This is a genomic window from Calditrichia bacterium (genome assembly GCA_020634975.1).
Taxonomy (GTDB): domain Bacteria; phylum Calditrichota; class Calditrichia; order RBG-13-44-9; family J075; genus JACKAQ01.
Genome location: JACKAQ010000005.1, coordinates 119,289 through 138,313, shown reverse-complemented (window position 1 = coordinate 138,313; position 19,025 = coordinate 119,289). Strand labels below are relative to the sequence as shown.

The window sequence follows — 19,025 nt, the reverse complement described above, 5'->3', positions numbered from 1 at the left end:
TTTTTGTGAAAAAAAGTTTTAACGGCAATGCTATTGACAAGAATTTCAAGTTTTCGTATGTTTGGAAAAATTCAAATGTTTAATACGAGTGATTTTTTCTAAAGATTTAAAACTATCTGTTTTTCGATCCAATTGTTTTCACTGATTCAACAAAGAGAATATGAAACGCGACACGGCAACCATCAACGGCATTCGTATGTTTTACGAATTACACGGCAGCGGCCCGCACCTTACGTTAATTGGCGGGTTAGGCACCGCAACCTGGCTCTGGGAAAACAATATTGCGGCGCTTAGCCGCTATTTCACCGTGCTGGCATTTGACAATAGAGGTGCCGGACTCAGCGAAATGCCGGAGGGACCGTATTCAATCTCGCAAATGTCCGACGATTTATCCGGGCTGCTCTCCCACCTGAACATCACCAAAACCCATATTTTGGGCGTTTCCATGGGCGGATATATCGCGCAGGAATTTACCCTGAACCACCCGGAAATGGTTGACCGGCTGGTGCTGGTTGCCACTACCGCCGGACGCTCCATTGCCGTGCCGATGGCACCGGAAGTGCTGCAATTGCTCATCACACCCAGCGAAGGCAATGTGGAAATGATGCGGGAAAAATTCCGGCTGGCGTTTACCGATGCTTATCTCGATGCGCATTTGAATCACCTCATTCGACTGCGGCTGGAAACGCCGCAACCGCCATTTGCTTTTATGGCGCAGGCAACTGCCGGTGGCGATTTCGACCGCTCTGCAGATATTCACCAGATTACCGCACCGACACTCGCAGTTGGCGCAACCGGCGACAGGGTAATTCTGGCTGAAAATCTTCGCCTGATATCCGAACGGATTCCGAACAGTCAACTTATTATTTATAATGGATTTGCACATCAGTTTGTTGTTGAAAATGCTGCACAGTTTAATCGCGATATCATAGATTTTCTAAAAAAACCATAGTTCACCCTGCACAATTAAACGTGTGTGGAAATTACTCAACATTTTCAGATGCATTGGAGGTCTGGCATGTATCTCAACAAATTTTGTTCGGTTTTTCTGCTGTTGCTGATGTTTTTCGGCATTGCTACGGCGCAAGAAAAAGGGATGATTAAAGGCACCGTAACGGATGCGGCAACCGGCGAACCGCTAACCGGCGCCAACATTGTTTTAGACGGAACAAGCATGGGCGCAGCCACAAATATGGCTGGCGAGTTTACCATCGAAAACGTTCCGGCGGGAAATTACACCGTTACCGTGCTGTTTATCGGCTATAGCGAAAGCAAACAATCCATCAACGTTGCCAGCGGGCAAACAGCGATGATTTCGTTTTCGATTGTGCAAACCGGTTTAGCCGGCGAAGCGGTTGTGGTCAGCGCATCCCGGAAGGTCGAAAAAATTACCGATGCGCCATCAACCATCAGTGTCATTTCGGCGCGGGAAATTGCCGATCACCCTTCGTTCAATCCCGGTGAACTGCTGGCGCACCAAAAAGGTGTTGATTTTGTTCGCTCCGGCGTTTTGGGAACGGGCATCAACGTGCGCGGATTTAACAGCGCATTCAACCCAAAAAATTTGCAGATGAACGACGCGCGGTTATCCACACTCATCGCAACCGGATTGCCGATGGGCAATTTTACGCCGGTCATTAAAGAAGATATCGAGCGCATCGAAGTGGTGCTCGGACCCTCCGCAGCGCTGTATGGTCCGAACGCACACAACGGTTTGGTGAACACCATTACCAAAGATCCCCGGACGTATCCCGGAACAACCGTTGCCCTCGGCGGCGGAAATCAGGATGTAAAAACCGGACGCTTCCGCCATGCGCAGGTGTTAAACAATAAAGTGGCATTCAAAGTCACCGGCGAATACACCCAGGGAGAAGAATTTGATTACGTTGATTCCGTTTATATCGGTACTGTTGCGTTTGACGAATTAGATCTCGATCGCGATTTCAACAGCCTGAAAGGTGAGGCATCGCTGTATTTTACACCAGCGCCAAATAACGATATTATATTGACTTACGGCGGCAGCAACAGCAACAATCTGGCCCAAACCAACGCCGGACGTAACCAGATTAAAGATTGGCAAATTCACTATTTGCAGGGTAAATATGTGTCGCCGCGCTTATTTGCACAGGTGTATCATACCTGGAGCAGCACCGATTCGACATACGCGATCAACCAGCGCACCCAAAATTATCAAAGCTATATTCGCAACGGTTTCAGTGTAGCTGAGGCGAAAGAACGCTCTTTCAAAACACAATATTTTCCATTATCTGAAACCAGCGGATTGCATTTGCCGCGCGGCGCTGTGTTTGTGGATAAATCCCGCCGGATTAACGGCGAGCTGCAGTACAATAACAATTTCGGCGGCGCAAACGTGATTGTCGGCACCCAGGTTCAGCGCGATTTTGCGGACAGCAAAAACACCTATTTGCTGGATAGCGGCGGCGCCATCGAACTGGATCAGGTCGGGCTGTACGGCTCTGTTGAGGTGCCGTTTGGCAGCACCGGATTCAAAACTGTTTTGGCTGCACGATATGACGATCACGAATTATACGGCACCAACTTTATCCCGAAAGCCGCGCTGTTGTATACCGCCGGCAGCGGCACTTACCGCGTTACTTACGGAAAAGGCATTGCAGCACCCACGATTCTGAACCTGAGCGGCAACCTTTTTGGCGGACTCGTTTTGGGCAACGGCGAAGGCTTTACGCTCAAAGACGGCACGGTAATCGATGAGTTGAAAGTGGAAACCATCCAAACCATCGAAGCCGGTTACAAAGGTGTCCTTAACAAAAAATTATATCTCGATATGAACGGATATTACAACATGTCCGAAGATTTTCTCAGCCCGCTGATCAACATTGCAACTGCAGCTAATCCGGTTGTGAAACGCGGCGCTGCGAATATGAGTGAGGTTTTACCCGGTGTTGATGAATCCACATTTTTGCTGACTTACCTGAATTTTGGGAACGTGAACACCTACGGTTTCGATTTCGGATTGAATTATTTCCTCGATAATCACACAACGCTGACATTCAACTACTCCTATTTCAATTTCGATCTCGATGAAACCGATGCCAAAAATGACGGCAACCGCGACGGCAAAGTGGACGAAAACGACCTGCCGATCAACACGCCGGAACACAAAGCCAATTTGGGTCTCAGTTACAGCAAAGATAAAATTTTCGGCTCCGTTTTCGCCCGTTATGTTGCCGAATACGACTTTTTCTCAGGCATCAACGTCGCTGCGAAAACCAACGAAGATCTGATTTACGGCGGCAGCCCGGTGATCGAAGGGCAACGCGTCGGTCGCGATTTCAACGAAGGACCGCTCGGCGGATTTGTGACCTTCGATGTCACCGCCGGTTTCCGCGCCAGCCCGATTTTGACCTTATCCGGTCAGGTTGTCAACGTTTTCAATTCCGAAGTTCGTGAATTTGTGGCTTCCCCGGCAATCGGTCGGCTGTTATCGCTGGAAATGAAAGTATCCTTTTAATCCGCAATTTTGCTTTCAAACAGGGAATGATTACCGTATCATTCCCTGTTTATTTTGATAAAAAAAACGGATGTAACCATGACGCTCGCCTGGATATTATTTCTGATTTACATGGCCGGAACCACCTGGCTCGGCTGGATGGGTTTCCGGAAAACCAAAAATTTTGGCAGCTTCGCGATCGGTACCGGCGACCTGCACCCGTTTGTTGTGGGCATTACGCTGGCGTCCAGCGTTGCCAGCGCGGCAACGTTTATCATCAATCCCGGATTTGTCTATGTGCATGGTTTAGCTGGATTTATGCACCTTGGCGTGTCCGTTGGACTCGGTTTTTGCCTGATGCTGGTGGTGCTTTCCTTTCGCTTTCGCCAACTCGGCGCAGCCAGCAAAGCGCTGACCATGCCGCACTGGATTGCCAATCATTATAATTCCAAAAATTTCGGGATGTTTTTTGCGCTGGTGAATCTGTTTGCGCTGGCGTTTGTGGTGCTCATCGTTGGCGGTTTGTCCATCGTGATGCAGCAATTGCTCGGTTTATCGAACGTGGCAGCGCTGATTCTCATCCTCACTTTTGTTACCGGATATGTATTTTTGGGCGGCACTTACGCCCACGTTTTCACCAACACGCTGCAGGGCTCGCTGATGCTCATCGTTACCGTGCTCATCATCGGCTCCGGCGTACACCTGTTTTTCAGTGAAGCCGGATTTTTCAGCCAACTGGCTGCGAAAGACGCCAATCTCGTCAAATTTATCAACCCCGCGAGCAATCTGTTCAACGATGTATTTTCAATTTATGTCAGCGGATTTTTGATCGGCGCTGCGCTGGTGTGTCAACCGCACATTCTCACGAAAGCGTTGTATGTGAAAAGCGATAAAGCGGTCCGGCAATACCTCATTTACGGCATTATTGCGATAGCGCTGTTTTTTCTGCTCCCTTTTGCCGGATTTTACGCCGCCATCACCATTCCGGCGGAACAAATTGTCGACGCCACGACCGGCGCATTCCGGCAGGATTTGGTGATGACCATGTATGTGAAAACTGCATTTCCCGACTGGCTGTTCACGTTTATCAGCGTGGTGTTGCTGGCTGCGGGAATGTCCACTTTGGATGGTATTTTGGTATCGCTCTCCACCATCACCGCGAACGACTTGCTGTTGCCGCTAATCGGTAAATTCAATAAAAACAACGCATCGGAAGATTCCCTGATGGCAAATGCCTATCGCTTGAGCCATATCATTTTGGTGGTCATCGCGATCGTGGCTTTCCTGATTTGTTTGAATCCGCCGAAATTATTGGGCATTTTTGGACAAGTTGGTGTGTACGGAATGGCGGTTGCAGCCGTGCCGCCACTGGTTAGCGGCGTGCTCTTTCGCAACCCCGCACGCTCGGTGATGTGGCTGGCTTCCATCGCCGGATTGGCACTGCATTTTTTGCTGTATTTTTTTGGCAAACAATGGTTTCCGGGCGTCAATTTAGCATTCGCAAATCCCGGCGTTACCGCTTCGCTGGCGCTGATATTTTGTGTATTGCCGGGAATCGTTATTTCCGGCGTTTTATCCCGCAACCAGCAACCGAAACCCGTTGCTGTTGATTAAAATGGATTGCAAAACGGTGCCGCGTTCGTTAATTTTGAATTGATTCAAATTGATCAAACAGGCACAGGAAAATGCATGAGTACTCCAGAAAAAGTTAAAGAAGAAATGTTGCAGGATTTTGCGGAAGCCTATCGTTCTTTCGGGTTAAGCAAATTGATGGGCAGAGTGGTTGCCCTGCTGATTTATTCGCACCAACCGTTGTCGCTGGACGATATTGCACAAAATCTTGAAATGAGCAAAGGCCCCATCAGCCAGATCACCCGCCGCCTCAGCGACAGAAACCTGATTCGCAAAATCTGGGTGCCCGGCGACCGGAAAGATTATTATGAAATGACCGCAGAGCTGTTCGAAAATGCGTTCAAAAACAATTTTTCATTGATTCAGAACAACACCAAAATTGCCCGGCAGCTTCGTGAAAAAGTCGAGCAAACCAACGATGAATCGTTGAATGTGCTGAAAAACCGGCTGGTCGAAATGGAAAATTTCTATCAATTGATGGAAAAACATTTTCAAAATTTTCTGGATGAGTGGGTCGAAAAACGCTCCGAAATCTATCAAAATCAATAGTTTATTTATTGCGAGGCTTTTACACTAATTTCAAATTTTTGGAAATACTGGCAAAAGCAATTCTTTGATTAGCTCTGCGCGCTTCAATTCCGACGGAGTGGTTTTATTTGCGACCTGTAACGTTTGGTAATTTTCAAATTTTCAAAAACAAAGAGGACATCAACATGAAAAGGCTTGCGGGAAAAGTTGCCGTTATTACCGGCGGTGCGCAGGGCATCGGTTACACAACTGCGCAAACATTCGCACGCGAAGGCGCAACGGTAGTTGTTTGGGATGTAAACAGCGACAGCGGCGAAAAAATGGTGAAATCATTTGCTGAAACTGGATACACTGTTGAATTCCGCAAAGTAAATGTGACCGATTTTGACGATGTGGCGGGCGCAGCAAAAGCGGTGCATGATGCGCACGGCACCATCGATATTTTGGTAAATAACGCCGGCATCACCCGCGATGCACGACTGGTAAAAATGACGCCCGAGGAGTGGAAACAGGTGATCGATGTGAACCTCACCGGGGTGTTCAATTGCACCAAAGCGGTATCGGAATACATGATCGCAAACGGCAGCGGACGGATTCTCAACGCATCATCCGTGGTTGGGCTTTATGGCAATTTCGGGCAAAGTAATTATGTTGCCACCAAATCCGGCGTCATCGGGATGACCAAAGTTTGGTCGCGGGAACTCGGTCCCAAAGGGATTACCGTGAACGCGGTTGCGCCGGGATTTATCGCCACGGAAATGGTCAAAACCATCCCGGAAAAAGTGATCAGCATGATTGAGGAAAAAACCCCGCTGCGGCGAATGGGCAAACCGGAAGATATCGCCAATGCCTATCTGTTCCTCGCCAGCGACGAAGCCGGTTTTATCAACGGCGCAACGCTGAGCGTGGATGGCGGAATCACATTGTAACCTATTGTTTATTTTATGTTTATAGATCAGAAAATTGAACTCGAAAATTGAACATTATGACACCTGCATTCCCAAGAAAAGTAGTCGGACGTTGAGTATTTTTTTCAGATCCCGATTTTCGGCACAGGCTCTGCGAATGCAGGAATCTCCCGCCTAAAACAGCGGGTAGATTTTTGTTCACCAATAAAACGCGACAAATGAGAAAGATTTGATTCATGCGAAACGCAGCTATTCTATCATGCGGGATGTACGTGCCCGAACAGCGACTGCCAAATGCGTATTTTGATAAATTACTCGGTGAAGACGTAAGTACCTGGCTGGAAGAGAACCTGACCATCCGGCAGCGGTTTTGGTCGGCGGAAAACGAATCGACCGCCGATTTGTGCGAAAATGCCGCACGAAAAGCGCTGGCAGCCGCCGGAATTTCCGCAGAACAGTTGGATCTGCTGATCATCGCGACGGACACACCGGAGTATATTTCGCCATCGACAGCAGCCGTTGTGCAGGACCGGTTGGGCGCAAAAAATGCCGGTACATTCGACCTCAATTCTGCATGCGCGGGATTCGTCACGGCGCTGGATATCGCCGCAAAATACATTATTGCAGATGATAAATACAATCACGTGCTGGTCATCGGCGGTTACGCCATGAGCAAATACCTCGATCTGACAGATAAAAAAACCGTCACCATTTTTGCAGATGGCGCGGGTGCATTCCTGCTCGGCGCAACTGAAAATCCCGAACGCGGGTTTTTGACATCCGATCTGAAATCAAAAGGCCAATATCACGACTGGATGGGCGTTTACGGTGGCGGCACAAAATTCCCGCTCACCGCTGACCGGTTGGCGCACAAAGATCACCTGCTCAAATTCGTCAAAAAATTTCCCAAAGAATTGAACCCGGAAATGTGGAGCACGATGATCCGCGATATGGCAACGCGGCTGCACATTTCACCGGCAAATGTGGATCATTTTTTTATCACCCAAATCAACATCAACAGCATTTTCGAAACGCTGGATTTGCTGGATATTCCCCGTGAACGGGCGCACACGGTAATGGATCGCTACGGCTACACCGGCTCCGCCTGCATCCCGATGGCGTTTTGCGATGCGATAGAATCCGGCAAAATTAAACGCGGCGATCTGCTGTTTTTTGTCGGTTCCGGCGGCGGTTTGGCGTTTGCCAGCGCAGCGTTCCGGTATTAAATCGATTCAGATGTTGGCATTTTCAAAACGTATCTCTAAAAGATACAGATAGTTATGAATACGAAGTCAGCACTCAAACACAACTTTTCCGTTGGCGATACAGCGAACGTGACAAAAACATTCACTCGGGAAGACGTGCTGCGTTTCGCGGAAATATCCGGCGACACCAACCCGATTCACGTCGATGAAAATTATGCGAAAAACCATATGTTCGGAAAATGCGTGGTGCACGGCATGCTCGTCGCCAGCTTGTTTTCCGGGTTACTCGGGCAGCAATTGCCCGGCGAAGGCTCGGTGTATCTCGGGCAATCCCTTAGTTTCCGCGCTCCGGTTTTTATCGGCGATGCGGTTACGGCTTCGGTGGAAATCATCCGCATCCGCGCTGATAAACCCATCGTAACGCTAAAAACCATTTGCAAAAATCAGGATGGCGAGACGGTTATCGAGGGCGAGGCTGTCATCAAAATTTGAGAAATTTTCCCGTTTCGAAGATGGTGAGGTTCAATGATGAATGGACATTTCGACTGGGCAGCAAAATGGGCGATGTATCTGCCAAACAAAATTGCGCTGAAAGAAATCGGCAGCGGCAGATCGCTAACCTATCGGCAAATCAATAACTTAGGCAATTCATACGCCAATTATTTTAAGAATCAATGGCACGTCAAAAAGGGTGACCGGATCGCCATTATCGCAGAAACCTGCCTCGAATACATGATGTTGCTCAGCGCCGCTCAAAAAACCGGCGCGATTCTCGTACCGTTGAATTACCGGCTGTCGTCCCGCGAGCTTGATTATCTGTTGGGCGATGCCGAACCGACAGTCGTTCTCTATCAGGAAAAATATCTCGAATCGATCATGGATTGCCCGAATTTCCGGAAAATCCCGGTGCACGTTCCGCTGGAGAGTTCCGGCGCGCTGTCGTACGAAATGCGCGACACATTCAACGAAACACCGCAACCTGTTGAAATTACTGAAGATGACCCGGTGCTGATTCTTTACACATCCGGCACAACCGGCTTCCCGAAAGGGGCAATTTACACCCACAAAATGATGTTCTGGAACAGCGAAAATACCGCACTGCGGTTGGGACTCACAGACGGGGATCGCACCATAAATGTGATGCCGTTTTTCCACACCGGCGGCTGGAACGTGCTGCAAACCCCGTTTTTACATCGCGGCGCAACCGTGGCAATGCTCCCCAAATTTGACGCGGAATTGGTGCTGGATCTGCTCGAATCTGAGCAAATCACCATTTTTATGGGTGTGCCAACCATGCTCAAAATGATGGCGGATGCCGCCCGTTTCGAATCGGTGAACCTTTCCGCGCTGCGCTATTTTATCGTTGGCGGCGAAGCCATGCCGCTGCCGCTCATCGAAAAATGGCACAACAAAGGCGTGCCCATCCGGCAGGGTTACGGGCTGACGGAGTTTGGTCCGAACGTGACCAGCTTGCATCAGGATGACGCAGTCCGCAAAATGGGCTCCATCGGTAAACCCAATTTTTACATAGACATAAAGATTGTTGACGACAACGAAAATCCCGTTGCGGCAAACGAAATCGGCGAGTTCTGTCTGAAAGGGCCAACCTGCACACCGGGTTATTGGAACAACCCGGAAGCCACCGCAGCGGCGATAAAAGATGGCTGGTTTTTCACCGGCGATTACGTCCGGCAGGATGCGGACGGCTACATTTACGTGGTCGATCGCAAAAAAAATATGTATATCTCCGGCGGCGAAAATGTGTATCCCACCGAAGTGGAAAAATTTTTGCGAACCCACCCGGAAATCGCGGATGTGGCCATCATCGGTGTACCGGATGAAAAATGGGGCGAATCCGGCAAAGCGTTTGTCGTCCGGGCAGCCGGATCGCAGCTTACCGCAGCGGATATTTTAGCGTTCTGCAAAGGGAATCTGGCGAAATTCAAGATTCCCAAATACATCAGTTTTTTGCCGGAACTGCCCAAAGGCGATACCGGAAAAATTGACCGTAAACAATTGAAAAACATCGATTAACGGGAATTTTATCCCAATCAAATTCAACACTTAAATTTTAACAATTCGGAGGATTTTATGAACAAAGCTACCATTTCACGAATTTTGCTGGCAGTTCTGCTGCTCACCGGATTGACCGTTGCGCAGGTCGATTCGTTAGTGTATGAAGTTGTGCAAACCAATCCGCCGTTGGGCACCCCGCCCACCGCAAACGATGGCTTTTGCAGCACCAGCGGTGGTGTTTTGGGCTGCACCAACGTTCAGCGTTATGTTCGGTTGGACCCGCTCAATCTGGGATCAGAAAATATTGTCGGCCTCTGGCTTTCCGCAGGCAACGACGTTGCACCGCTGCTCCGCCAGTTTGGCATTGATTCCATTTACGCAACTTTCGTAGATAATAGTACTTACGCTGTGTTATCGATCGATGTTAACGGAACGGAAACCGCGTTTGCCGGCACTTACACAACCGCAGCCAGCGGCGTTGGCAACATCAACACCATCGTGCTGAACCAGTTGGCACCCACCACGCTCACCAGCGAAGGTATTTTTGAAATTACCAATTACGCAACAGGTATCGACGATGACGGGCAATTGCCGGTCGAATTTTCGCTGGAAAAATTACCCGAACCCGTTCAACCCGTCCACGCGAATTGCGTTTGAATTGCCCACGGCGGCAACCGTCAAACTGACTGTTTTCAATTTGGCCGGTCAGGAAGTTGCCAAACTGGTCAACGAACAGCGCAACGCCGGTCGCCACGAAATTACATTTGAAGCCGGCAATCTGCCGAGCGGCATCTATTTTTACAGAATTCAGGCCGGAAACTACATTTCGACCCGTAAAATGATGCTCGTTAGATAATTCATTTCAACGACAAAAATTATCCGGTGAATCGCAGCTGCCGGTTCGCCGGGTAATTTTTTCAGGTGATCAACCACCGTTCACGAGGCGCCAATGAAAACTTATCGCGAAATTATTTCGCGCCCATCCGCGAAGCGAATATCACGCTTCATCTTTTTGTTTTTATTGATTTTAGTTGCATCGACAAATGTGTTTCCCCAACAGATTTCCAAACTGAAACCCAAATCCGTTCAAAAAGAAACACCGCGCGAATTCCAGTTTATCGCGTATTTTTTCAGTCAGGCGGTGATGAATAATGTGTACGCCCGCAACCCGTTTTTGACCGGACAAACCATCGGTCGGCTGTTCGGCGCGAACACCACCACCACCAGCGATGCGGAAACATTTTATTTTGAGCAGCGCATTTTGCCGTTTTTCATCTATCAGCCAAAGTTGCTGAACGGCAGGGCGATTTTGCGCGCATCGTTCGAAATCGACTGGACGTGGGGCGATCAATCCTACGGCACAGGCGGCAACTCCGGCGCGGCAATTTCTGCGGATCAGGTAAACATCCAAACCCAGAATGTGGAACTGGAACTGATTCCCGCACCGCGATTTGCCATCAATCTGGGGCTGCAACGGCTGTTCGATACGCCATATAATCCCTATCGGACCGTGTTCAACACGATGACCAACACCGGTTACCGGCTGGCATTTTGGGGAACCGACGCCGTTGGCATCAACTTGCGATACGACGGCGATTTTTCACGGTACAAATTGGGATATTACCAGCTCTACGAAAATAATATTCAGTTGAAAGACGACGTTGTGCTGTGGGAACTGATGGCGGAACGGGACATCACGCCAACCTGGCAGCAGGGGCTTTCGCTGTGGTATGTGATGGATCGTGCCAACGGCGCCGGTGGCGTTTCCATTTTGGGACAGGGTTTGAACAGCCTGCTCAATGAATACAACGGCACTATCAGGCTGCCACTGGGCAACACGGTCGCCAAACCGTATAAAGCGGATGTGTATTGGCTCGGCACATTCTGGAATCGCAATCCGGAATTTACGCTCGGGCGCGCTGCAATTTCCGGTTTTGCCGTCACCAATCGCGGCAGCATCGATTTGAAAGAAACCGACGGCTGGATGAAAAAAGCGGACATCGAAGGTTACGCCGCCAATTTGCGACTGGGTTACAAATACGGGCAAACCGCCGATGACGCCATTTTGGCAGACCTGATGATCACCTCCGGCGATGGCGATACGCTCAGCGATGGCAAATATAGCGGCGTGCTCACAGGCAACACATGGGCTGCGCCGGGTGCGATTTACATCAGCCACGGATCGTATTTGCTGATGCCGCACGGCAATGTGGTCAACCGCTTTGTTGGCGCGATGAATGATATTTCCAACATCGGGTTGGGATTTTACGGCGGTTCCGTCGCAGTGCAGAAATCTATTATTCCCAACAAGTTAGCCGCAAAAATCGGATACGCTGCTGCCATCAGCCAGCAAGCGCCGCCGTTCGGCGGGAAAAATATCGGGCGGGAAATCAACGGACGAATAAGCTTTCAGCCGCATGTTTTCATGAATCTGGAATTGCACGCGGCACACCTCTCGCTCGGCGATTTTTACGAAAGTAACACGGTAAACGGCTCGCGCGCCCGCACCACCGATCCGGCAGCCAAATCGGAAAAACCGAACAATCCCTGGACGGTTTTTCTGGTGTTCAAATGGCTGATGTTTTAATCGCGCCGGTCATTTCTGCTCCAGAGGAGCGCCTTTAGCGCACATGCAGGAATCTACCGGATTCAAAAAGAATGGTAAATTGGCATCAAATACAGGAAATAAAATATGAAAGTATTTCGGATTTTCGCGCTGATCATCCTCGCAGGTGTAGTGCTAACTGCCTGTCCCTACGATGACTTATCGCCGATCGAATTTGAGGATTTGGCATATCAGTATCCGGTCAAAAAAGCCCAGATCAACGATAGCGTGACCGTCGCGTATGTGGATGAAGGCAGCGGCAGCGAAACCATTATTTTTGTTCACGGGCTGGGCAGCTATTTGCCGGCGTGGCAAAAAAATATCGCTGAGCTACGCAACAATTACCGCTGCATTGCGGTGGATTTGCCCGGCTACGGTAAATCGAGCAAAGGTCCCTATCCCATCGGGATGGCGTTTTATGCGGATGTGCTGGCACAATTTCTGGTGAAACTGGATCTCCCGAGCGCCACCTTCGCCGGGCACTCGATGGGCGGACAGATTGTGATGACGCTGGCAATTCAAAAGCCGGAAGCGGTCAACAAACTGATTCTGGTCGATCCTGCCGGTATCGAAACATTCACGCCGGGCGAAAAAGATTGGTTCAAACAAGTTGTCACCAAAGCCGGTGTGGCACTGACAACGCCGCAGCAAATCCGGGCGAATATCGTTGCAAATTTTAACAATATGCCAAAAGACGCGGAATTTATGGTGGTCGATCGCATCCGTTTGCGCGGCGCAACAGATTTCGACAAATACTGTTTGGCAATCGAACAGTCTGTTGCCGGAATGGTTGACGAGCCGGTTTTCGATTATCTCGGCGAAATTTCCCAGCCAACGCTGGTCATTTTTGGTGAGAATGACAACCTGATTCCCAATCCTTATTTGCACGGCGGAAAATCAGCATCGATCGGCAAAATTGCCGAAGAAAAAATCCCCAATAGCAAACTGGTGATGATTGAAAATTGCGGGCACTTCGCCCAATTCGAACAGCCGGAAGCTGTAAATCAGGCGATTGTATCGTTTATCAAATAGAATTGTTTTACGTAAACATCTCTCCCACTAACAAAAAAGCCCCGCTCTGTGTGTGCGGGGCTTTTTTTACGTCCGTTTCGGATCAAATTACGACATGCTTTCGCCAGCGACATCTTTAATCCGGGTGTAATAAATCAGGAATGAGATGCCGGCAAACAGGAACATCAGCGCAACCATCGCCTGCTCGGTGATGGTGAACGGAAACAGTTCCCGCAATAAAATTGCAGCGCCGATACCCACCAAAATCAATCCCCATTTGAACGAGGTGAGCGGGTTTTCCGACAGCGGTTTGTCGGCGAACATTTGTTTGCCTTCGGAAACCAGTCCGCGGTCGATCAACATGCGTTTCAACCGGTAATCCGTAAACACTTTGATGATGAAATAAAATGCCGTGAAAATGGTCATCGGAATTAAAACTTCTGCAAATTGTACCATTGTTTTCTCCTTTAATTGTGCTGTTAATTTCAATAATTATTTGTGTTCAGGAATCAGGACTTTTTCCAAAAAAAAGATGATGGCGAAAATCGCCGCTGCGCTTAAAAATATCAAACCGTAACCACTGAATAATTCAGTAAAAATGCTCATGGATTTCGCCAAAGTGTTCACCCAGTCGCCGAAAAAGCTGAACTTATGCAAGACTTCGAGTGTCGATTCCAGCATATCGCCGGAAAAATCCTTTCGCCAAAACAGCACGAACAGGATGTTAGCCAAAATGATTGCGAAAATGCCGCCAAAAATAGATGATTCAACCCATTTTTCGTGCTTCTCTTCGCGAATGACAATGTGCTGAACAACTGCATCTGCAAAACCTGCGGGGATTTCCGGCGCCGGATCATCCGCCAGTATTTTGGAAATCATACGGTATTGCTGAACTTGCTGAGTGCAGTGCCAACAGCTTTGCAAATGTTGATTGATTTCCGGTTCGACGTTCTGCAAATCGTTATCCACAATTTCCTGCAGTTGTTCGTCGGTTAAATGCGCCCTCATGACAAATACTCCTCGATAAAATTGTGTTTTATCAATCGCTCTTTGAGCAATTTTCGTGCGCGAAAAAGATAGTTTTTGACCGTTCCTTCCGGCATTTTCAGCGATTCGGCAATTTCTGTGTACGAGAATTGTTGCCAATGATACATCGCTAAAACCATCCGGTAGGCATCCGGCAATGCCTCAACTTCTTTTTTGATCAGTGCATCGCGCTCAGTAACTTCCATTTGTTCGGACTGATCTGCCGGTTTCTCAAACTCATTATTTTCAACAACTTCTGACATTTCGAATGCTGCATCGTTGCCCATATCGCTGAACAGTTGCAGCTTGTTTTTCCGGCAATAATTGGTCGCCAGATTAACCGCAATTTTGGCAATCCAGGTAGACAGTTTACATTCAAACCGAAAAGACGCCAGCTTTTGATACACTTTTACAAATACTTCCTGCGCAAGCTCCCGCTGGTCTTCCGGGTTGTGAACCATCCGCGCGATCAGTACAAATACCAGCCGCTGATGATCTTCGATCAATTGTTTCAGCGCGGCTCTGTCGCCGTTCAAAATCTGCTGTATCTGTAACCGTTCGTCCTGCATTCATTCCTCTTCGTTCTATATCAATGGACAGATGAGTTACCAAAATGTTGCAGATGTTTTTGATATTTTCAAAATTATTTTTTAAGCGGTTTGGAATTATGCAAATTCTATTCCGACGATTCGGATTTTTGTTGATAAAAACCGGGTTTTTCGGTAGATTCGCGAAGTCCAAAAAGTTAACTATTCTGCAAAAATGTCTGCTTTTGCTGCGAGAATCCACGAATGACATTGATTAGCTATTTCAATTTCCGGCGCTTTATTTTGATTGCGATATTGGGATTTTTACCGATTTCTGTGATTGCGCAATCGCCGCAGCCGGATTCCATCTCCGCTCGCAGCGCCGCCGACTCACTCACCCAAAGCCTTAATTACAAAGAGATTCGCGGTATCGAACGCGCCGCGACACCAGCGTTTTATACGCCCCGAAAAGTGCTCCACGCCATTTTTTGGCTGCCGCGATTTACGATTGACGCAATGTTGCGATCCACCGCGTTCAGCGCTGTTTTTATCGATGAAAAACGCATTTTCAAAAAATTCGAAGATTTTTTTTATCTGTACGAAGACAAGTTAGCCTGGTTTCCGGTGCTCAATATTGTGTCCGGCTCGCCGCGCGGTTTGGGCGTCAATTTAACGTATCACAGTCATTATTTTACATCGCAGGCAAAAGGGGTTTACAATAATAATGATATTTGGGGATTGAAAGGCGCACTGAGCTACATTTTTTTCCGGCACAATTATTTCTGGCAGTTTGATGTTGAAACCCGGCTGGAAACCGATGACAATTTCCGGTTTTATGGCATCGGGCCGGATCCGCAAAACGATCCGCGCAGCTATTTTTTACCCGACACAGATGCAGAACGGGGAATTTACGCCCAGCGGCGGCTGCATTTGCATGCGAATATCGGTGTGCGCACATCGTCGAATCTGGAATATTTCTATTCGATTTTTTATCAAAAACGCACTGTTCGCAATCCTGCCGGCACTGCCGCAGACAATTTTTCCAAAGTATTTGATACAGACAGTTTGCCGGGCTCCTTTTACAAAAGCAAAAAAATTTACAACGAGCTTTCCTTCCGTTTCGATAATCGCGAAAGTCTGAAAATTATCGAACCCGGCGCCAGAATTGAAGGCTACGGCGGACTGGCTTTCGGGCTGAAAAATGACAAAGACCGGCTGTTCCGCGCGGGACTTGATGCGATGGTGTTCTTGCCGGTTTTCCGGCAAAACCGGCTGCTGGTTCCCAGAATCGTGTTCGATATGGTTGAAAATCTCAACGATCGCAACGATATCGCATTCGTGGAATATCCCCGGCATCAGGAATTTCGCGGCGCCAGCAGCAAATCGCTGTTGCGCAGCGATAAATACAAAATGACCGCATCGCTGGAATATCAATGGCCGCTCGCCTACTATCTCAACGGACATCTTTTTTACGATTATTTGACTGTCGCGCCCAAACCGGGCGAGTTTTTCACCGGAAAACCGCCGTGGGCAGCCGGTTTCGGCATCGATTTTCACACCGCTTACAGCGAAGTTGCCCGGCTGTTTTTTAGCTACGGTTCGGAAGGATTGTTCTTCAAACTGGATGTCGGGCTGTCGTCACTCAACAAAGATCGCTCGGACTGGAAATGAGGCGGGATAAGTTCATGAATCGCAAACTACTGATTTTATTGATGTTCGGAACACTGTTTAGCGGTTGCGCTTCCCGCAGCTTCCGTTTTGCAGATGCGCCTCCGGTTTGGGATTTGCAGGACCGGCACCCGATTCCGCTGCCGGAAACGACCAAATATATTCGCGCAGATTATTATTTCAGCGTGCTGGTGCGGCGTCCGGCGGTCAGCGCGTTCAATTTTGTGCCGGGATTACCGGCGCAGGATGTGAACGCCGTCGATCAGGTGCCGAAATCGAGCTGGTTTAATCCACGCCTCGGTTTCCGGGAAATTTCTCCGCAGGAAATGGTCAGCGGACCGGCGCAAATCGGTCCGCCGAAACCGCCGGTTCGGGTGGTTCGGGCAAAACATCGCGGTAGAAATCCGGGATTTGTTATCGCGGATAGCCGTGACCGGCTGTATCTGGTCAAATTCGATCCGCCCAATTTTCCGGGTGTGGAAACGACCACCGCGTTCATCGTGAATCGGCTGTTTTGGGCATTCGGCTACAACGTTCCGGAGGATTACACCTTTTATTTTAACAGCGCAGAAGTGCCGATCGATTCCACTGCAGACATTACCGAAGAGGAAGTGCAACTGGTGCTCGGCTCGGTTGCTCCGCCGCAGGACGGGCTGTATCGCGCCACCGCAAGTCTTTTAATTGACGGGATTTATCTCGGTCCGATAGATGATAAAGGCACCCGCGATGACGACCCGAATGACCGGATTCCCCATCAGGATCGTCGGGTGATGCGCGCGTTGAAGGTGTTTGGCGCGTTCACCAATCAAACCGATATTCGCATCGATAATTCGCTGGATGTGTACGAAGAAACTGACGGAAAAGGGTTTGTGCGCCATTATTTGCTCGATTTCGGTGAATCGCTGGGCGCACACGGCACAGAACGCGGACGCCTGTGGGACGGCTTTGCGCATGTGTTCAGCTTTCGGGAGATGTTCGGCAATATTGCCACGCTGGGTTTGCGGGTGAACAAATGGGAACACATCGGCTACACACCGTGGCCGTCGGTTGGCACATTTGAGGCGGATTTGTTCGATCCGCTGAAATGGAAAGAGGCGTATCCGTTCGAACCGATCCGCAAAGCACGCCCGGATGATTGTTACTGGGCAGCAAAAATTGTGGCGGAATTGACGCGCGAACAGCTTTCGGCGTTGGTAAACGCCGCCAATTATCCAGAACCGGAAGCGGCAGATTACGTTTTGGAAACGCTGCTGAAACGCCGACAGAAAATTATTGACGCACATTTCGGCACAGTTTCGCCGGTTGAATTTGCCAAACTGGATGGTGACACGTTGCATTTGGTGGATTTGGGCAAAGTTTTCGGCACCGGTTTTGCCGAATCACGCTACCGCATTCGCCGGCTCAGCGATAGCGGAAAACCAATGGGCAGCGATTTTTGGGTGGAAGAATCGGGAGATCAGCATATTACAGTACCGGTAAATCCGGCAGAAATCCAGAAAGCCAACGGCTATTTGCGGGTGTTGGTGCAGGTGTGGCGCGATGGCAAAGCAGCGCCGCGATGGGCGGAATTCCATCTGCGCAGCCGGTCGAGCAGGGAAATTTTGCTCGCCGGTGTGGTTCACTAACGATGTGTGCTATCCTCGAATGACGCCGCGTTCGCTGTTTTCCAGAAAATCCGCAACAATTTGCACCTCGGAACAGCCGGGAAAATCAGCACGGAGTTGCGCAACGGCTTCTTTTTTCGTGAGGCTGCTGCGAAAAACCGATTTGTAAGCTTTTTTCAGATTGCTCAAAGTTTCTGCCGAAAAACCGCGACGGGTCAAACCCACCGAATTTAAACCACCGTATTGCAGCGGTTCGCCCATTGCCAGAATATAGGGCGGCACGTCTTTCGGCACACGCAAACCGCCGCCAATCATGCAGTGTTGCCCGATGTGCACGAATTGGTGAATCGCTGTTATGCCACCGATTATCGCAAATTTATCAATCAGCACGTGACCGGCCATATTTACGGCGTTGGAAATAATCACGTTATCGCCAATGATGCAGTCGTGCGCTATGTGGACGTATGCCATCAACAAACAATTTTTGCCGACGATGGTTTTCCAACTGTAATCGGTTGCGCGATTGAGCGTAGCGTATTCACGAATGGTGGTGTTGTCGCCAACTTCGAGGAAGGTTTTTTCGCCATTATATTTCAGGTCCTGCGGAGCGGTGCCCAAAACAGCGCCGCTAAAAATCTGGACATTTTGTCCCAAACGGGTTCCGGAATCGATGTAAACATGTGATTTAATCCGGCATCCCTCTCCGATTTCCACATCTGCTTCGATAATGGAAAACGCCCCAACTTCTACATCCTGTCCCAATTTTGCGTCCGGATGCACAATAGCAGTGGGATGGATAATTGCCATTGAAAACCTCTTTTCA

General features: G+C 49.1%; 18 protein-coding genes. 14 read left to right on the top strand and 4 right to left on the bottom strand.

The window, feature by feature from the left end:
* Positions 1–160: 160 nt before the first annotated feature.
* From H6629_22200 to H6629_22145, 12 genes are all read left to right on the top strand, one after another.
* Positions 161–952: an alpha/beta fold hydrolase gene (locus tag H6629_22200; protein ID MCB9070496.1), complete on the top strand. Its 792-nt coding sequence runs from the start codon at positions 161–163 to the stop codon at positions 950–952.
* 66 nt (positions 953–1,018) lie between these two features.
* A complete protein-coding gene (locus H6629_22195) occupies positions 1,019–3,493 on the top strand; it encodes a TonB-dependent receptor (protein ID MCB9070495.1) in 2,475 nt (824 codons plus the stop codon).
* Positions 3,494–3,571: 78 nt separating this feature from the next.
* On the top strand, positions 3,572–5,086 hold the full coding sequence (locus H6629_22190) for a sodium:solute symporter family protein (GenBank protein MCB9070494.1): 1,515 nt from the start codon (positions 3,572–3,574) through the stop codon (positions 5,084–5,086).
* A 75-nt stretch (positions 5,087–5,161) separates the two neighbouring features.
* Positions 5,162–5,653 (top strand): MarR family transcriptional regulator, encoded by a 492-nt coding sequence (locus H6629_22185; GenBank protein MCB9070493.1) that lies wholly within the window; start codon positions 5,162–5,164, stop codon positions 5,651–5,653.
* Between the two features lie 164 nt (positions 5,654–5,817).
* The gene (gene fabG, locus H6629_22180; protein ID MCB9070492.1) at positions 5,818–6,561 is read left to right on the top strand and encodes a 3-oxoacyl-ACP reductase FabG; all 744 of its coding nucleotides are present in this window, start codon (positions 5,818–5,820) and stop codon (positions 6,559–6,561) included.
* Positions 6,562–6,776: 215 nt separating this feature from the next.
* Positions 6,777–7,766 carry a ketoacyl-ACP synthase III gene (locus tag H6629_22175; GenBank protein ID MCB9070491.1) on the top strand — a complete coding sequence of 330 codons (990 nt, stop codon included), beginning with the start codon at positions 6,777–6,779 and terminating at the stop codon, positions 7,764–7,766.
* Between the two features lie 54 nt (positions 7,767–7,820).
* Positions 7,821–8,237: a MaoC family dehydratase gene (locus H6629_22170; GenBank protein MCB9070490.1), complete on the top strand. Its 417-nt coding sequence runs from the start codon at positions 7,821–7,823 to the stop codon at positions 8,235–8,237.
* A gap of 33 nt (positions 8,238–8,270) precedes the next feature.
* The gene (locus H6629_22165; GenBank protein ID MCB9070489.1) at positions 8,271–9,779 is read left to right on the top strand and encodes a long-chain fatty acid--CoA ligase; all 1,509 of its coding nucleotides are present in this window, start codon (positions 8,271–8,273) and stop codon (positions 9,777–9,779) included.
* Between the two features lie 57 nt (positions 9,780–9,836).
* Positions 9,837–10,418, top strand: coding sequence for a hypothetical protein (locus tag H6629_22160; protein ID MCB9070488.1), 582 nt, complete (start codon positions 9,837–9,839; stop codon positions 10,416–10,418).
* The gene (locus H6629_22155; protein MCB9070487.1) at positions 10,339–10,617 is read left to right on the top strand and encodes a T9SS type A sorting domain-containing protein; all 279 of its coding nucleotides are present in this window, start codon (positions 10,339–10,341) and stop codon (positions 10,615–10,617) included. Before H6629_22160 ends, H6629_22155 begins: the two co-directional genes overlap by 80 nt.
* Before the next feature lie 93 nt (positions 10,618–10,710).
* Positions 10,711–12,348: a hypothetical protein gene (locus H6629_22150; GenBank protein ID MCB9070486.1), complete on the top strand. Its 1,638-nt coding sequence runs from the start codon at positions 10,711–10,713 to the stop codon at positions 12,346–12,348.
* A 105-nt stretch (positions 12,349–12,453) separates the two neighbouring features.
* Complete coding sequence (locus tag H6629_22145; protein ID MCB9070485.1) at positions 12,454–13,398, top strand: alpha/beta hydrolase; 945 nt, start codon at positions 12,454–12,456, stop codon at positions 13,396–13,398.
* Between the two features lie 87 nt (positions 13,399–13,485).
* Here H6629_22145 and H6629_22140 read toward each other — a convergent pair whose 3' ends face one another.
* The 3 genes from H6629_22140 to H6629_22130 are packed head-to-tail and all read right to left on the bottom strand — an operon-like array spanning position 13,486 to position 14,972.
* A complete protein-coding gene (locus H6629_22140) occupies positions 13,486–13,833 on the bottom strand; it encodes a hypothetical protein (GenBank protein MCB9070484.1) in 348 nt (115 codons plus the stop codon).
* Positions 13,834–13,869: 36 nt separating this feature from the next.
* Positions 13,870–14,385 carry a hypothetical protein gene (locus H6629_22135; protein ID MCB9070483.1) on the bottom strand — a complete coding sequence of 172 codons (516 nt, stop codon included), beginning with the start codon at positions 14,383–14,385 and terminating at the stop codon, positions 13,870–13,872.
* Positions 14,382–14,972: a sigma-70 family RNA polymerase sigma factor gene (locus H6629_22130; GenBank protein ID MCB9070482.1), complete on the bottom strand. Its 591-nt coding sequence runs from the start codon at positions 14,970–14,972 to the stop codon at positions 14,382–14,384. Before H6629_22130 ends, H6629_22135 begins: the two co-directional genes overlap by 4 nt.
* Before the next feature lie 222 nt (positions 14,973–15,194).
* Between H6629_22130 and H6629_22125 the strand changes: the two genes are divergently transcribed.
* Both H6629_22125 and H6629_22120 read left to right on the top strand, forming a co-directional pair.
* On the top strand, positions 15,195–16,601 hold the full coding sequence (locus H6629_22125; GenBank protein MCB9070481.1) for a hypothetical protein: 1,407 nt from the start codon (positions 15,195–15,197) through the stop codon (positions 16,599–16,601).
* 14 nt (positions 16,602–16,615) lie between these two features.
* Positions 16,616–18,223 carry a hypothetical protein gene (locus H6629_22120; protein ID MCB9070480.1) on the top strand — a complete coding sequence of 536 codons (1,608 nt, stop codon included), beginning with the start codon at positions 16,616–16,618 and terminating at the stop codon, positions 18,221–18,223.
* Between the two features lie 9 nt (positions 18,224–18,232).
* Here the strand turns inward: H6629_22120 and lpxA are convergent, their stop codons facing one another.
* Positions 18,233–19,003: an acyl-ACP--UDP-N-acetylglucosamine O-acyltransferase gene (gene lpxA / locus H6629_22115; GenBank protein MCB9070479.1), complete on the bottom strand. Its 771-nt coding sequence runs from the start codon at positions 19,001–19,003 to the stop codon at positions 18,233–18,235.
* Positions 19,004–19,025: the final 22 nt, after the last annotated feature.

Bases quoted from the DNA above. Each gene is read 5' to 3' on its own strand.
- H6629_22165 (MCB9070489.1), top strand. From the start codon at position 8,271: ATGATGAATGGACATTTCGACTGGGCAGCAAAATGGGCGATGTATCTG.
- H6629_22145 (MCB9070485.1), top strand. From the start codon at position 12,454: ATGAAAGTATTTCGGATTTTCGCGCTGATCATCCTCGCAGGTGTAGTG.
- H6629_22120 (MCB9070480.1), top strand. From the start codon at position 16,616: ATGAATCGCAAACTACTGATTTTATTGATGTTCGGAACACTGTTTAGC.
- H6629_22160 (MCB9070488.1), top strand. From the start codon at position 9,837: ATGAACAAAGCTACCATTTCACGAATTTTGCTGGCAGTTCTGCTGCTC.
- H6629_22130 (MCB9070482.1), bottom strand. From the start codon at position 14,972: ATGCAGGACGAACGGTTACAGATACAGCAGATTTTGAACGGCGACAGA.
- H6629_22195 (MCB9070495.1), top strand. From the start codon at position 1,019: ATGTATCTCAACAAATTTTGTTCGGTTTTTCTGCTGTTGCTGATGTTT.
- H6629_22125 (MCB9070481.1), top strand. From the start codon at position 15,195: ATGACATTGATTAGCTATTTCAATTTCCGGCGCTTTATTTTGATTGCG.
- H6629_22155 (MCB9070487.1), top strand. From the start codon at position 10,339: ATGACGGGCAATTGCCGGTCGAATTTTCGCTGGAAAAATTACCCGAAC.
- H6629_22170 (MCB9070490.1), top strand. From the start codon at position 7,821: ATGAATACGAAGTCAGCACTCAAACACAACTTTTCCGTTGGCGATACA.
- H6629_22140 (MCB9070484.1), bottom strand. From the start codon at position 13,833: ATGGTACAATTTGCAGAAGTTTTAATTCCGATGACCATTTTCACGGCA.
- H6629_22175 (MCB9070491.1), top strand. From the start codon at position 6,777: ATGCGAAACGCAGCTATTCTATCATGCGGGATGTACGTGCCCGAACAG.
- H6629_22190 (MCB9070494.1), top strand. From the start codon at position 3,572: ATGACGCTCGCCTGGATATTATTTCTGATTTACATGGCCGGAACCACC.
- fabG (MCB9070492.1), top strand. From the start codon at position 5,818: ATGAAAAGGCTTGCGGGAAAAGTTGCCGTTATTACCGGCGGTGCGCAG.
- H6629_22200 (MCB9070496.1), top strand. From the start codon at position 161: ATGAAACGCGACACGGCAACCATCAACGGCATTCGTATGTTTTACGAA.
- H6629_22185 (MCB9070493.1), top strand. From the start codon at position 5,162: ATGAGTACTCCAGAAAAAGTTAAAGAAGAAATGTTGCAGGATTTTGCG.
- H6629_22150 (MCB9070486.1), top strand. From the start codon at position 10,711: ATGAAAACTTATCGCGAAATTATTTCGCGCCCATCCGCGAAGCGAATA.
- H6629_22135 (MCB9070483.1), bottom strand. From the start codon at position 14,385: ATGAGGGCGCATTTAACCGACGAACAACTGCAGGAAATTGTGGATAAC.